Below are 14,329 nucleotides of genomic sequence, written 5' to 3' on the forward strand. Positions count from 1 at the left end.
GCAATCGGGAACCTGCTTCAATGACGCGAAGGATGCACTGCGAGAAGATCCCATTCGATGTCCGTGCCGTTGTCAACCTGCGGGACGCCGTTGAGCAGGTCGAGATTTGGCAATGTGTGGGTGAATTCATACCCAAAAGCACGAAGCAGTTCGTAGATTTCGCGATAGTCATACCCCGCCTTTTGCATCCACACAGGCGAGATTTCTGTGAAGATTGTCGGGTGGTCCCGCGCCAGAAGGTCACGCATACCCTGCAGCACGAACAGCTCGAAGGCTTGCACATCGATTTTTACGAAGGAGATCGATCGCCCCGGCATGTGCCGGCTTAGCAGTTCATCGACCGGCCAGAGCTCCACTTCCTCGCCGTTCAGGTTTGACCGCCCGGCTTCTGCATCCGGATTGACACCCAAGGAGCCAAAGTTCGCTTCCGCCGCATCATAATCAATTGGGTACATCATGACGCTGCCGCGACCCGCTCCTGCAGCAGCATGCACGGGAATGATGTTGCGACACCCGTTCAGCACTGCATTTGCATTGGTGAGCTGGAAAATTGGTGTTTGCGCCTCGATCGCAAGAACCTGCCCTGTGGCACCCACCAGCTTGGAAAAGACTACGGAGTGGTGGCCGAAGTTGGCGCCGACGTCTAAAACTGCATCACCAGCGGCAACATACCGTCGGAAGATTTCGATATCGTCAGGGGCCCAGGAGCCCTCCCGTATCAACGCATTCGGGATCACCGCATCACCGGACAGCACCAGGAAATCGCCCCAGTCCCCCTGAATGAACCGGGTGCGAGAGTTGAGCAGCATCGATCGGGACGCCAGCCGCGGCACCGTGCGCAGACCAAATCCAAAAAGCCATACCTCGCAATGCGCGGCGTCAGTGCTCTCTTGCGCGACCGAGGTCAGCGTGATCACCCTTTCACCGGCACCTGCATCGGACAGGCTTCGGAAATGCCGAACCTTCTCATCTGCGTGGAACAGCGGCTCGCGAATGCGATCGCCAGCCGTGCTGATCTCGACCACACCGCTCCAGGCATGCTTCAGAAGCCAGAGAGATTCAATTTCAGCCGAACACTGGATTGATAAGGCAGCGTCAGGCCGGAAGCACTTGAGGACTGTTCCTGGAACACTCGGATGATCCGCCTCCTGCCATCCGTCATTGCTGACGATTTTGCACAAGCCTTGGGATAGCGCCTCACCCACCGAAATGCTTATCATGAACTACAAATCCGAGAAGATAGTGAACCGCACTGCTGTGGCGCCTGCCTGCCACCGATCGGCAAGGAGCGGCGAAGGAAGCCTGATATGCAGGTCAGCCCGCCGGCACAAGCCGGTCGTTCAGGCGAGATATTCATATGGAGCGAGCAACCGCTCATGTACTCCCGGGCCAAGATCGGTATAGGCAACTCACCGCGCCGTGGCATATGCAGCCGTGCGGCATGGCCGTTGCCAAATAGAGGGTGCGCGTGGCTTCCGAGGCTGATCAAGATCATTCAAAGAGATTTATGTCAGACGTGAACTTTGATGCGATCACCGATCTGGTCGCGCGAGGAGAACCACAAGCTGCGGCGATAGCTTGCGATCGAGAGTTGAGGCAGGAGCCCCGGCGCCGCGATCTGTGGCATGCCAAGGGTCAGGTACACCTGGCATTGGAACAGTGGGGTTTTGCCGAGATTGCACTGCGGACCGCGCACGCTTACGGCGCGTCCTCTGCCAGCCTGCGCGAACCGTTAGAAACGGCGCTGGTTCGCCAGGGAACGTCCTTGGATACCATGCCGCTGCACCTGTGCAACATGGAACCGGGACCGATGCAATCGCCGGGAGCACCCGATGTCGTCGCCCTGGTACAATTGACATGGCAGGTCCAAACGGTGCCACCCACAGACATGCTGGAAATGCTTCGCACATGCCCCAGCATGGACGCCGTACTCGGCGCTCTGATGAAAGATGCGCGCTTTTCCCGGGCCAATCTCGAGTGGCTCGCCGTTCTACGTGAAGATGAGTTTTGAAATGGCTGACTCGCCTCTATCCTTTTCCATTGTAATCAACACCTACAACCGGGCCGATTACCTGGAAGATGCCATTCGCGGCGTTACGCAGCTCGATTATCCGGCATACGAGCTGATCGTGGTGAATGGACCGTCTACTGATGCGACTTCCCAGGTGCTGGCCGCGTGGGCCGACCGGGTGAAAATACGTCAATGTGACGTGCCCAACCTTTCCGTATCCCGCAATATCGGCATCGAGGCTGCGGCAGGCGATATCGTAGCTTTTCTCGACGATGATGCGGTGCCGCATCCACAGTGGCTGACCAACCTGGCCAAGCACTACGCGGATCATGAAGTCGGCGGTGTCGGCGGGTTTACGGTCGATAACACCGGCGTTCAATGGCAGGTCTGCAAGACCGTATGCGACAGGTTTGGCAATGCCCATAGCGTGGACCTGTTCTTTGACGAACGACAACTTAACTTTCCTGGTACGCCGTATTACCCCAGCCTCTTGGGTACGAATTCTAGTTTTCGGCGCGAAGCATTGCACGCGATCGGCGGGTTTGATCACACATTTGCTTACCTGCTTGACGAAACGGATGTCTGCTTGCGCCTGGTCGATGCTGGATGGCAGATCGTTTATGAGCCCGACGCGCTCGTCTTTCATCAGTTTGCACAAAGCCACGTTCGGACGACTTCCCGCAAGCCTCGCACGCTATACCCTTCCGTGGTCAGCGTGTCGTATTTCGCGTCGGTTCACGGCCGCCACGATGGGCGGGCCCGCTTGTCCGACGAATTGAGCGGCTACGAAGAGCGTCTGTTCAGTGCCAACAAGTGGCTGGCCGAACATTCCGAGATCAGTTCAGCGCACCGCAGCAGTCTCGATCTGGATGTCAGGAACGGGATGCGCGAAGGTGTGGCGCGCGCGCATAAAGCCCTTGCGGACGGAAAGGTCGCGGGTGACATGCGCATACCCGAGATACCTGATGCTTTTCTGCCCCTGCAGCCACGCCCCCGCTTGCGCGTCGCACTTGTCACCCAGGGATATCCGCCACACAACGATGCCGGGATCGCCCGCTGGACGTCACTGGTCGCCCACGGTCTGGCAAACCTCGGAGTGGCGGTTCACGTCATTACGCGGGCGAAGAACGTTCCATGGCGCAGGTTCGAGAATGGGTTCTGGGTCCATGCCCTTGTGAACGGCGGGCGCGAGGAGCCGGAGATTGCCCGCAAGTACGACCTGCCCTCCTCCGAAATTACTGCATGGATGGCTGCGGTGCAGGATGAGATTGCGTTTCTAAAAACATTTGGCCTCGACCTTGTTTCGTTCCCAATCTGGGATCTGGAGGGATTGCCGCTGCTTGATCAGACCGATCTCCCAACGATAATGAGTCTGCATACGACCTACATGCTCGCCCGTCCGTTCAAGCCCGAGTGGAATGCCCGCGTCATCTACGGCCGCTCGGCAGTAGACCGGATCATCAATGCGGAGCGGACTGCTCTTGGCAAGGCGCCATTGCTGCTCGCCAACAGCCAGACAATTATCGACCAGATCGAAGGCGAGTACGACATTCAAGTCAGAGATCGCGCGACGATCGTCGTACATGGCACACCAGATCTTCTGGCTGCCGCGGAAATCTCGTTGGAAGAAAAGCTCGCGGCTGCACAAAGCCGTACGAAGCTGCATATCCTGGTGCCTGGCCGGTTCGAACTGCGCAAGGGCTACGACCTTGCACTGCAATTGGCCGCAGCGTTGCAGGTCAATCCGCTGGTTCATTTCGATTTTATCGGCCACGATCTAGACGACACCGCAATCTCTCAGGCGCTGAGTGATGCGAACATCAATCCCGCAACACTCACGAACGCCAAGTTCCATGGTAAGATCAGCCGCGAACAGCTGGACCAGATGTATCTTGATGCTGATATGGTGCTGATGCTCAGCCGTTTCGAAAGCTTCGGACTGGTTGCGATTGAAGCCATGGCTGCTGGGTGCCCGGTTCTCGCGCTCGACGCTGGAGCATTGCCCGAAGTGATCGGTGACGGCAGCAGCGGGTGGCTGGTGCAGGGAGGACCTGACTTCATTGGCCAGGCTAGCACGATCATCGATCGGCTCGCCGGTGATCGCGCCGAACTGAAGCAGGCTTCCATTAAAGCTTATGCTGAGTTCCAGCAAAAATACAGCACTGAGGTAATGGCTCGAGATCTGCTCGCCGTTTACGACCGGGTGGTGGCGGAGAAAGGACGCGCGCGGTGATAGACAGCGCTTGGCTCAAGACGATCTTGCGGATGACCGGCAACAATGCCGATACAGCGACCACGAACAGGCTGGCCGAACAGCTGTGCGAACCAGAAGAAGTGCTGCCGCACCTAGTAAGCGCGGGCAAGTTCAAAGATTGGCCGGCCACCACGCGGGCGTTGGGGGAGGCAAGAACATCTGTTGTTCACCCGACACATATGCGCGGAGACGATCGCGTAGTCGGCTGGCAAGATTCCGAGCGACGGCCTCGCCTAGTTCGTGATCTGCATAGCTTAATGGTGTCGCGCGATGTGGCTTGGCGGCCTGAATGGGCCGCGCGCGGCCCGCATGTCGGCGATGTGGTGGAAGAGATTGCTCACCACCGCCGCTTTGCCAACTCAAAGGCTGCGCCTAGCACTTTCATTTACGTTGCAGGTTACGCGGAACAGTTCCGGCCACCCACGCATACGCATCAAATCTTCAACGACGGTAGCAACGCACCGACAGAAGCCGGCCTTGCTCGCTCGAAGCATACCGGGCGCCGGAGCCCGCCTGCAACGCCGACCGAACTTGCAGCGGCAATCGGGATGCGGATTCTGGCCCAAAAGCTGCGCTGGCGCGTGATCTGGGCACTGTCATCGCTGAATCGCCGTCGATTAATCGTCCGCCGCATGCTGCAGCAGGACGGCATCTTCAATGGCGATGATTATCTAGCGCGTCACCCGGACGTGGCGCAGGCTGGAATGGACCCGGTGGAGCATTTTCTCAACCACGGCGCCATGGAGGGCCGGATGCCCTGACTGGTCCGCCGGTATCTGCGATCGGCAGCCGAGCCACTTTGTCCGTAGCCGAGCGCAAAACGCGCTAGCTTGCCTGCGACACTCAGTTCCCGTTTACCGCGTTTACGCCGGCGGCCACCGTTATCAGCGGCGTGAACAGCTGGCTGATCAGCTGAAATGCCTTGGCCGGCTGATTTGCGCGGGCATTGCCGAAATACAGCATGTCCTTGTCCTGCATGATGAAGCGCTGCGCCAGGAAGTAGGTGCCGACGTTCATCATGTTGAAGTGGTACACGACCGGCACCGGCGTGCCCGTCGCATCGGGCACGTAGCGGAACACGAAGATCGCTGCCGGATCACCCAGGTTGGGGTTTGCCCCGCCCGCCGTGGCAATCGCCTGTGCCAGCGACACGTCCGATCGGGGGAACGGCAGCTGCTGCACCTGGCCCGACGCGCCCAGGACAGAGAACGAACGGGGATTGTCGATCAGCAGGATACGGTCGCCGGGATAAGTGGCGACGTCCAGCTGCGGATACTCGACCAGATCGGCCAGGCGCATGTCATAGACCTGCCCGCCGCGTGTTACGCGCAGCGTCATGTCGCGGGCTTCACGCCGGGTGCCACCAGCAAGGGCGATCACGTCGGACAGCCGTTCCCGGTTAGTCTGCAGCACCAGTCGGCCGGGACGCATGACTTCCCCGCCGACGATCACCGTGTTCGTGATCGGCTGCGACAGCGTCACCAGCACCTGCGGATTCTGCGAAATCCGGCTCAGCGCTTCCCTTATCTGCGTCTGCACCTCGGCCAGGGTGCGGCCCAGCACGCGCTGCCGCCCGGCATAAGGGATGACAATGTCACCATTGTCGTCCACCCGCCGAGGCGGCAATTGCTGCCCCCGTACGCCCGGCGCCGAGGCCGTCGGACCCGCCGCCCCGCGATCGGTGAACAGCGTCACGCCCGCTTCGTAGATCGTGATGTCAAGCACATCGCCCGGGCCGACCATGTCGGTTGGCGGCGGCGGCAATTGCGGCAGCGACATGGCCGGCGGCGGCAATGACTGCGGCAGGTCGGCTGCGACCGCAACCGGAACCACGCGGATCGGGCTACCGACCTCCGGCTGCGTGGCGGACCGGATCACCTGACGGCCGGTTGGACCACTGTTGGGAAGCGTGCTGCAGCCTGCCAGGCCAGCCATCAGGCATAGCCCCACTATCGTCTTGACCTGCATCGCGGGGGAACTCGTAACCTGATCTTGGGGGGAAGTGTCCATTCCGCTCTAGCAGCGTCGAGCCCGGATACAAGGCTGCGCCGGCCACCACCGGCCTTGCGTGCCCGGCTTACATGCCCGCACTTGCCAGTCGCGCCGGCTTGGCCTAGCGGAACGGCTGCACTGTTGAGCCAGCTTTCCCTGGTGTACGGCTTCGACCCCGCAGGCACCCCTGCATGAAGATGTTGCTGGACTTTATGAACATCGAACAATCGTTTCCGGTGGAAACCGCTAACCGGCACCGGCAGGAAAACCGGCTGGTGGCCTGGCTGCGCAAGCGGCGTTGGTTTGCGCTTTTCGTAATTCTGCCCACACTGCTGGCGACCGTCTATTACGGCCTCATCGCGTCGGACGTGTACGTGTCGGAGTCTCGGTTTGTCATCAAGAACCCGGACCAGCGCGGCGCGCAGATGTCGACCCTCGCCAGCTTGGTACAGACCACCGGGCTGACCGGCGGACAGGAACAGGCAAACGAAGTCATGGATTTCATCCGCTCGCGCGATGCACTGGCAGCGCTGCAGCGTGAAATCGACATACGTTCGCGTTTTGCCACGCCGGAGGCGGACCTCTTCAGCCGCTTCCCGTCATTGTTCAGCGAGGGGTCGTTCGAGGATCTGTATCAATTTTACCGCGACAAGGTGAACGCACAGCCGGACACTGAGACGGGCGTGGCCGTGCTGAAGGTGGAAGCCTACACGCCGCGCGACGCGTTCGAGATTAACCGCAATCTGCTGCAGTTGAGTGAACGGCTGGTCAATCAACTGAACAACCGCGCCCGCACCAGCGCCATAGCGGAGGCACAGCGCGAGGTCGATCTGGCGACCGCCCGCGCCCGCACGGCGCGAATTGCGTTGACCGAGTATCGCAACCGGCAGCAGCTGATCGATCCGGCGGCGCAGGCGACTGGGGTGCTTGCGATCGCTAACGAATTGGTGGCGCAGCGGGCCCTGCTGCAGGCGCAGCTCGATCAGATGCAGCGATTGACGCCCGACAATCCATCCATCCCGGCTCTCCGCAGCCAAGTCGCCGCCATGTCCGCCCAAATCGCGTCGCAAGACACGCGGGTCGTGGGGGTCGACGGCGATGCGATCGCGTCCAAGCTGGGTGGGTACGAGGACCTGTTCGTCGAACAGGAATTCGCCACGCAGAACCTGACCGTGGCCAATGCGGCTCTGGTCCGCGCCCGGGCGGAGGCGGTTAGCCAGCAATACTACTTAGAACGCATCGTCGATCCAAATATGCCGGACATGCCGGTCCTGCCGCGCCGCCTGCTGATGGTGATCATCGTGGCGGCCGCGGCCACCTGCCTGTATTTCATCGGCTGGATGCTGATCGTCGGCATTCTCGAGCACGCGCCGGACAACTGAGATGACACAATCGACCATGCGCCGCCTGCGCGATGGCTGGCGCATTCAGTGGCGCGTGATACATGCGCTTATGATCCGCGAGCTGACCACCCGCTTCGGGCGGGAAAACATCGGCTTTCTGTGGATCATGGTCGAACCGCTGCTTTTTGCTGGTCTGGTCTCGCTGGTGTGGCGGATCATGATCGGGCCGGAGGAACACGGCCTTGAAATTGCCGCCTTTGTCATCAGCGGCTATCTGCCGCTAACGCTGTTCCGCCATTGCGTGGGTCGTAGCGCGGCCGTGTTCCAGGCCAATGGCAGCCTAGTCTATCACCGACAAGTCAAGATCCTCGACTTCATGGTAGTCCGCCTGCTGATCGAACTGCTGGGCGGAATGATGGCCTATCTGTTCATCGCGATCGTCCTGGTGCCGTTCGACCAGTTTCCACTGCCGGAAAACATGGGTCTGCTGATCCTCGGCTGGATGCTGTACTTCCTCGTGACCGCCTCCATCTGCCTGATCATCGCCCCCCTGTCGGAGATGTCGGAGGTGTTGGAGAAATTCCTGCCCGTGACGACCTACATCATGATTCCGTTTTCCGGCACCTTCACTATGGCTTCGTTCCTGACCCCGTCCATCCGTGAAGCCTTAATGTGGTCGCCTTTTGTCCATTGCATGGAAATGATGCGCGAGGGCATCTGGGGTGACGAGGTAAGGACCTATTATGACACGCTGTTCCCCATCGTCTTTGCAATGATCCTGCTGCCGTTCGGCCTTGTTCTGTGCCGCCGGGTGCGCAGGACCATGACCGTCGATTGAGGGCAGCCCGATGATCATCTGCCGGGACCTGTGCAAGTCGTACAAGCTTGGGCATGGACGCAAGCAGGTATTGCGCAACGTCAACCTTGCCGTCCAGCCTGGCGAACGGGTGGCGCTGCTGGGGCGCAACGGTGCGGGCAAGAGCACACTGATCAAGCTGCTGGGTGGCGTGGAAATGCCTGATTCGGGCAAGATCGAGCGACATATGTCGCTATCTTGGCCGCTCGGCTTTGCTGGCGGCTTTCAAGGGAGCCTTACCGGATACGATAATGCCCGTTTCATCGCGCGCATCTACGACCGCGATTACAGCGCCATGCGCGACTTCGTGGAGGATTTCACGGAGCTCGGCCGGCAGCTGAAGATGCCGGTCAAGACCTATTCGTCCGGTATGCGCGCGCGGCTCGCCTTCGCCTTGTCGCTGGCGATTGAGTTCGACTGTTACCTGATTGATGAAGTCATCATGGTCGGCGACCAGAACTTCCAGCGCAAATGTCATTTCGAGCTGTTTGAGAAGCGGGAGGACCGCACCATGATCCTGGCCTCCCACAGTCCGGACATAGTGCACACTTTCTGCGACAGGGCACTGATCCTCGACAAGGGGGAACTGCTCGCATACGAAAACCTCGACGCGGCCCTTGCCGCCTATGCGGAGCTGTAGCCAGGCGCCGAGCCGGGTGCCAGGCTGACAGCGTTTCAGCCGGGCAGCGCACGGCTGACGCTATCTTACTTTGCCGATAGGATCGTGTTCTGCTGACAGGCCTTGCGCAGCAGCGATGCCCATATCGGCGCGAGCAGAGCCGGGTCATGCTGCCGTGCCACCAACGCCTGCCCGGCGCCGGCGATTTCCTCAACCCACTGGTCATCGGTCACAATTCGCTGCAGCACCTCGGCGGCAGCGGCGATGTCGGGTTCGGCCCACACTTGCCCCGTGCCGAACGGGTATTCGCCCGCCTCTACCGTCCGCAAAGCACACGGTACCAGCGCAGCGGTGTCGCTGTGAGTGAAATCCATGTTGCCAGAATGCGCGGTCACCGCCACCGGCTTGCCCAGCAGCATGCACTCCGCAATGTTGCGACCAAAACCCTCGCTCCGGTGCAGCGAGACGAAGCAGTCGAGCGATCGCCACAAATCGAGCAGGCTCCCGCGGTCCAGCGATCGGGTAACCAGATGGATGCGCGGATCCTCGTCAATTTCCGCTAGCACCTGCTGCCAAGCGGGATCTCCCGCCACCCGCAGGCCCTTGATCACCAAGCCGACGCTCGTATCGTCAGGCGCGAATGCCCACTTGAACGATTGCACTGTGGCAAGCGGGGCCTTGCGGGAAAAGCCTGACAAGCCATCAAAGGCAAAGCCGAACAGGAAGACGCCTTCTGGTATGCCAAAGGCCGCTCGGTCCAGTCCGGCACTCTCCTGCGCTGTGACGGCGAACGGGACATGGCGCACCGGTACCGGGGCCGAACGGCAGAAGGCGTGCCACGTGAAGCGGCTGGACGCCCAGACCTCGTCCACCGTGTCGTAGGCGTGTCGCCATATCTCTGGCAATTCAGGCAATTCCCACGGCCAGAAGCCGACATTGTAATAATCGCCGATGGCATCTGCCCCACCCAGTGCGCTCACCGCAGCCATGGTCGCAGGAGCAGTCATGGCGAACATGTTGATGGCGTAAGGCAACGTGTTGGCCGTTTGCATGGCGGGTGCTTCCTCATCTGGGACGCTGGGGCCTGCTGGCACGTCGCGGATGATGTAAGGAATATCGGCCGATTCCAGCACCTGCGCCGCCATGCGCAAATCCTCGCTGATGCCGCTGCGGCTGCGGGCGTGGCCGAACAGGTTGACGCCAAAAGGCTTTTCGCTGGCCGGCCGGCGCGATCTTGGTGGGGCAATGCCGATCAACTTGTGGCGCAGCAAGGGGACGGCAAGCGCACCCGCGCCACTGCACCAGGCTGCAAAGGCGGGGTCTTCGATATCGGCGAACCGCTGCGCCAATGCCGGATCGTTGTCCCACACCATCTGCAGCAAAGCGGGGGTGCCCCGACGATCCGGTAGCCCGGCCAGCAGCACCGCGGCCTGCTCAGCGGTCAGGAAGGACAGCAGGTGGCGTTCCGCCAAGCCACGTGCAAAGTACCACGTTGTCAGCCGATGCTGCCCGTCCGCCGACCGCAGGGCGGCACCCTCTACCCTTGCCAGATCGGCCAGCCCGCGCATCAGCCAGGTAATCGGGACCGGCGCTAGCTGCGGCCATTGCGGGACTGGATCGTTCAGCGAGAGCAGGCCCGCTTCATCATCCTGCAATTGCAGCCCATACTCGGCAAAGCCATGGCGCAGATACCACCAGACCAGGTGTTCCCGCCCCTCGATCGTTGCGAGATCGAACGCCGCCTTGAGATCCGGACGCTCTCGCCAGATCAGGAGCGCGCGGGGCGGGACGACGGTTCCGGGCGGCAGCGATCGACGCCGCAGCTTCCGGCGTTGCCATGGCCAGGCGATCGCGTCGGGATAGACGGGTAGCGTGTCAGCGGCCAAGCCACTTCACCTGCTTCACCCGCTGCAGCAGACTAAGCTTCGCAGGTCTATCGACTGCCACCGGCTCCCCCAGCCAACTATTCCTGCGCTGCACCCCGTCGGTGATCGCCACCGGTTCACGCATTCGGAGCCGGCCAAGCGCCTCGTCGCTGAAGGCGGGCGTGTACCAGATGCAGTCCTCGAAATAGTAATGGGTTACCTGCGACCAGCGGGTGAGGTGGGGGTCGGTCTGGCGGCTGCCGCCGTGCAGCAGGTTGGCGGTCCAGATCAGCGCCTGGCCCTTTTTCGCCAGGAACGGTTCCTCCATGCCGCCATGCACCTCCATCAGCGCGCGCCAGCCCTCGGCGAAAGGATCCTGTGCCGAGCTCAGGCTGCTGCCATGTCCGCGGCGGCCAATCATCGCGTTGCTGAGCTGCGGCCACCGGTGCGATCCCGGAACGTAGAACACCGGCCCGGCCTCGGGCGCGATATCCTCCATCGCCAGCCACACGCCGCACATGAAGCGTTGGGGCAGGCTGGAGAAGTGGACCGCGTCGGTATGCGCCTCCTGCTGCGTGCCGACGGGAAAGTTCAGGGTCTGGAATGGAAATGCCCTGCGGCCATAGAGCTTGCTCAGCAGACCCAGCAGCACCTGGTTGGCGGCGATCGCCTTCACGTCGGCGTCGAACTTCCAGGCATCCTGCACCCGTCGTTCGCCTGCGGTCTTGTCCGATCGGGGATCGGCGAAGTCGATGCCGTAGCGGGGGCCCAGATGCGTCTTGATCCGCTCCATCCGTGCGTCGATCTCCGGATCGGGGAAGTCGAGCACGGCATAGCCGCGTGCGAACAGCTCGTCCGCGATCCGCGCTTCCTCTGCCGTCAGATCCAGCTGCTCGCGCAAACGGGGAAACAGGGGGGACTCGATGTGCGGCACGCCGGGAAAAGGATTGTTCATGCGCGGGAGGTTTCCATGCAGGAGGTCTTGCTCCCTCACCGCTTGCGGGTCGCAAGGTCAAGCAGCATCCGCGCCGCCCGCCTCAGGCCATCTGGCCCGCGAGCCAACTGCCGAGCGATCATCCCGCGATCGCGCACCATGCTCCCGCGCTCGTCGAGGGTTGTGTAAAGCTGCCAGAACCGCGCAGACCCCAAAACGCGCGGCATCAGCCAGGCACCGTGATAGCCGAAGCTTGCTGCCGGGTTGCCCGCCCGCTCCGCCGCGAACAGGTCGGCCAGCGGGCGCGATGCGAAGCGGAGGCCCTGCGCCTCCAGCCAGGCGCGGTTGGTGCGACCGATCGCGACGTCTTCCGGGTGGCGGGGCACGAACTGATCTGCCCGGCAGGCTTCCAGCAAGCGGCGGCTGCGCAGGGAGAAGCCGCCATTCCCCACATCGAAGCCATCATGGAATTGCGGCCAGCTAGCGCCGACATAATCGTGGTCAAGGAACTCAGGCCGCCAGCGACCTGGATCCAGAACATGCCCGTCCCACTGCACCACAAGGCAAAACGGTGTCGTCACATGATCTGCCAGCTGCTGCAGCATGAAGGCGGAATAGGCGCGCGACGAGGTAAGCGGCGCGATTGGCACCACCTCCACCTCGGGATGCGGAGCTACCACCTGCGCATCGGTCAGCAGCTTGCATGCACCAAAGGCGATCTGCCGCCGGCTTGCATCGATGGCAGCGATCGTCGCCGGCAGGTTTACCGAAGTGACCGCGAGCAGCGTGACCTGCGGCAAAGGCAATCGTTCGCTCATAGTCCTACCGAGAAGCGTTCGGTCGCACGGCTGAGTTCAGGGTGATGCCAGGGATCGACCAGCGTTTCGGTCCCCCAGATGCGTTTGAGAGCGGCCAGCTCGCCCGCGAACCGGGCCGCGCCCACCGGGTCACGGTCCAGTCCGCGGCTGACGGATTCGTGATGCACCAGCGTCGCACGCGGTTCGTAGAGGCTCTGCCAGCCGCGCTGGTTCAGCCGCAGACACAGGTCGACATCGTTGAAGGCGACGGCGAAGTTCGCCTCGTCCAACCCGCTCACCGCTTCGAACCGGTCGCGCCGTACCACCAGGCAGGCGGCGGTCACGGCAGAGACGAAATGCGGCAGCGAATGGCGGTGGTGCCATCCCTCCACCTCCGGCCGCAGGAAGCGATGCGCGTGGCCGGCAGCGTTGCCTACCCCCATCACGACGCCGGCATGCTGGATCCGGCCGTCAGGGTAGAGCAGCCTCGCGCCGACAGCACCGACTTCCGGCCGCAGGGCCTGCTGCGCCATGATCGCCAGCCAGTCCGGCCCGATCATCTCGATATCGTTGTTGAGCAGGCAGACGAGCTCGCCCGTCGCCTGCCGCACCGCGTGGTTGTTCAGCGCCGAATAGTTGAATGGCCCTGGCTGGGGCAGCACGATGTGGCAGGCCGGGTCGCGTGCGGCCCATTCACTCAGCCAGCGCAATGTCGCCGGATCATCGCTGCCATTGTCGACGATGATGATCTCGGTCGCGGGATAGTCCGTGCGGGCGAGGCCATCGGTCACCTGGCGCAGCAGGTCCACCCGATTGCGCGTGGGGATAACGATGCTCACCGGCGGCAGCGCCTGCCGGTCCACCGCCAAGGGCCGTGGCGGCAGGGTTGGCGCGGGCCGGGCATGCCGGTGGTGCAAAACATGGGGCAGATGCTGCGGCGGCTGGTCCGACGCGGCGATCGCCGCCCGCAGCAGCGCGGCCGCGTCGCTGCCGACCAAGCTATCGCGCGCACGCAGTAGCGCCGTACCGGCGAGATAGTCGTGGTGGGCGAACAGTTCCGCGTTCCAGCCGGGCTTGAAATGCGGACCGGTGCGCCGGCCCGCCACCAGCAGGTCGTCATCGGCGTACAGGATGTCCGCTGCCGTATCCGCCGTCGCCGCGCGGTATAGCGCGGCCGCACCCGTCGCCAGCACGTCGCCCGGGTAGAGCGGCAGCAGCCAGCTGCCGGGGGCCGCATCGGCGGCGTTGCCGATCACCGGCACGCTTTCCGCCGCCAGGCTCGCCAGCGTCGCCGCGCGTCCGGCCCCAGGTGCGACCAGTGCCAGGATCGCCGGGCCAGTTCCGCTGCCGGCCGGCAGCGCCTCGCGCGACAGCCAGACGGCGTAGGCGTGGCGGGAGGCCGACAGCAGCGGCGCGAAGTGTCCGCGGGCGCGCACCCGCTTGCCCAGGATGCGCCACCACAGCGCCGTGGCGAAGGCGCGCGGCGCCAGGCGCGCAGCATCGGCATAAGCCAGCGGCAGGTGCCACCATCCGCCGCGCGATCGAACTTTCCCAACCTGCATCGCCGCGCGCCATAGCGACTGCCACGCTTACCCGGCAAGGCACCCGCTACGCCGTGCCGCCCCGGCCATGCGACGGGCGCAGTCCGGGCCGCTGCG

The 14,329-nt window shown here is 62.6% G+C and carries 12 protein-coding genes; 6 read left to right on the forward strand and 6 right to left on the reverse strand.

The annotated features are described in order from the left end of the window. Window positions 1-17: 17 nt before the first annotated feature. Entirely contained in the window at window positions 18-1,220 is a 1,203-nt protein-coding gene (locus V5740_RS10230; RefSeq protein WP_347302380.1) for an FkbM family methyltransferase, read from the reverse strand. Between the two features lie 287 nt (window positions 1,221-1,507). On the opposite strand from V5740_RS10230, the gene V5740_RS10235 reads away from it, so the two are divergent. The 3 genes from V5740_RS10235 to V5740_RS10245 are packed head-to-tail and all read left to right on the forward strand — an operon-like array spanning window position 1,508 to window position 5,026. Further along, entirely contained in the window at window positions 1,508-2,011 is a 504-nt protein-coding gene (locus tag V5740_RS10235) for a hypothetical protein (RefSeq protein ID WP_347302381.1), read from the forward strand. Next, window positions 2,001-4,244: a glycosyltransferase gene (locus V5740_RS10240; RefSeq protein ID WP_347304500.1), complete on the forward strand. Its 2,244-nt coding sequence runs from the start codon at window positions 2,001-2,003 to the stop codon at window positions 4,242-4,244. The genes V5740_RS10235 and V5740_RS10240 overlap by 11 nt, the downstream gene beginning before the upstream one ends. Continuing rightward, complete coding sequence (locus tag V5740_RS10245) at window positions 4,241-5,026, forward strand: hypothetical protein (protein ID WP_347302382.1); 786 nt, start codon at window positions 4,241-4,243, stop codon at window positions 5,024-5,026. The genes V5740_RS10240 and V5740_RS10245 overlap by 4 nt, the downstream gene beginning before the upstream one ends. A gap of 82 nt (window positions 5,027-5,108) precedes the next feature. On the opposite strand, the gene V5740_RS10250 is transcribed toward V5740_RS10245, so the two are convergent. Then, window positions 5,109-6,200, reverse strand: coding sequence for a polysaccharide biosynthesis/export family protein (locus V5740_RS10250; RefSeq protein WP_347302383.1), 1,092 nt, complete (start codon window positions 6,198-6,200; stop codon window positions 5,109-5,111). Between the two features lie 248 nt (window positions 6,201-6,448). On the opposite strand from V5740_RS10250, the gene V5740_RS10255 reads away from it, so the two are divergent. The 3 genes from V5740_RS10255 to V5740_RS10265 are packed head-to-tail and all read left to right on the forward strand — an operon-like array spanning window position 6,449 to window position 9,096. Further along, window positions 6,449-7,639: a Wzz/FepE/Etk N-terminal domain-containing protein gene (locus V5740_RS10255; RefSeq protein ID WP_347302384.1), complete on the forward strand. Its 1,191-nt coding sequence runs from the start codon at window positions 6,449-6,451 to the stop codon at window positions 7,637-7,639. A gap of 1 nt (window position 7,640) precedes the next feature. Then, a complete protein-coding gene (locus V5740_RS10260; RefSeq protein WP_347302385.1) occupies window positions 7,641-8,438 on the forward strand; it encodes an ABC transporter permease in 798 nt (265 codons plus the stop codon). A 10-nt stretch (window positions 8,439-8,448) separates the two neighbouring features. Next, window positions 8,449-9,096 (forward strand): ABC transporter ATP-binding protein, encoded by a 648-nt coding sequence (locus V5740_RS10265; protein WP_347302386.1) that lies wholly within the window; start codon window positions 8,449-8,451, stop codon window positions 9,094-9,096. Window positions 9,097-9,161: 65 nt separating this feature from the next. Here V5740_RS10265 and V5740_RS10270 read toward each other — a convergent pair whose 3' ends face one another. The 4 genes from V5740_RS10270 to V5740_RS10285 are packed head-to-tail and all read right to left on the reverse strand — an operon-like array spanning window position 9,162 to window position 14,233. Beyond that, window positions 9,162-10,961: a hypothetical protein gene (locus V5740_RS10270; protein WP_347302387.1), complete on the reverse strand. Its 1,800-nt coding sequence runs from the start codon at window positions 10,959-10,961 to the stop codon at window positions 9,162-9,164. Continuing rightward, a complete protein-coding gene (locus V5740_RS10275; RefSeq protein ID WP_347302388.1) occupies window positions 10,951-11,895 on the reverse strand; it encodes a phytanoyl-CoA dioxygenase family protein in 945 nt (314 codons plus the stop codon). Before V5740_RS10275 ends, V5740_RS10270 begins: the two co-directional genes overlap by 11 nt. Window positions 11,896-11,930: 35 nt before the next feature. Continuing rightward, complete coding sequence (locus V5740_RS10280; protein WP_347302389.1) at window positions 11,931-12,692, reverse strand: DUF5672 family protein; 762 nt, start codon at window positions 12,690-12,692, stop codon at window positions 11,931-11,933. After that, the gene (locus V5740_RS10285; protein WP_347302390.1) at window positions 12,689-14,233 is read right to left on the reverse strand and encodes a glycosyltransferase family 2 protein; all 1,545 of its coding nucleotides are present in this window, start codon (window positions 14,231-14,233) and stop codon (window positions 12,689-12,691) included. The genes V5740_RS10280 and V5740_RS10285 overlap by 4 nt, the downstream gene beginning before the upstream one ends. Between the last annotated feature and the right edge of the window lie 96 nt (window positions 14,234-14,329).

Source organism: Croceibacterium sp. TMG7-5b_MA50 (genome assembly GCF_039830145.1).
GTDB lineage: Bacteria > Pseudomonadota > Alphaproteobacteria > Sphingomonadales > Sphingomonadaceae > Croceibacterium.

Coding starts and splice junctions, on each gene's coding strand:
- V5740_RS10230 (WP_347302380.1), bottom strand. CDS start 1,220: ATGATAAGCATTTCGGTGGGTGAGGCGCTATCCCAAGGCTTGTGCAAA.
- V5740_RS10235 (WP_347302381.1), top strand. CDS start 1,508: ATGTCAGACGTGAACTTTGATGCGATCACCGATCTGGTCGCGCGAGGA.
- V5740_RS10240 (WP_347304500.1), top strand. CDS start 2,001: ATGAGTTTTGAAATGGCTGACTCGCCTCTATCCTTTTCCATTGTAATC.
- V5740_RS10250 (WP_347302383.1), bottom strand. CDS start 6,200: ATGGCTGGCCTGGCAGGCTGCAGCACGCTTCCCAACAGTGGTCCAACC.
- V5740_RS10255 (WP_347302384.1), top strand. CDS start 6,449: ATGAAGATGTTGCTGGACTTTATGAACATCGAACAATCGTTTCCGGTG.
- V5740_RS10260 (WP_347302385.1), top strand. CDS start 7,641: ATGACACAATCGACCATGCGCCGCCTGCGCGATGGCTGGCGCATTCAG.
- V5740_RS10265 (WP_347302386.1), top strand. CDS start 8,449: ATGATCATCTGCCGGGACCTGTGCAAGTCGTACAAGCTTGGGCATGGA.
- V5740_RS10275 (WP_347302388.1), bottom strand. CDS start 11,895: ATGAACAATCCTTTTCCCGGCGTGCCGCACATCGAGTCCCCCCTGTTT.
- V5740_RS10280 (WP_347302389.1), bottom strand. CDS start 12,692: ATGAGCGAACGATTGCCTTTGCCGCAGGTCACGCTGCTCGCGGTCACT.
- V5740_RS10285 (WP_347302390.1), bottom strand. CDS start 14,233: ATGCAGGTTGGGAAAGTTCGATCGCGCGGCGGATGGTGGCACCTGCCG.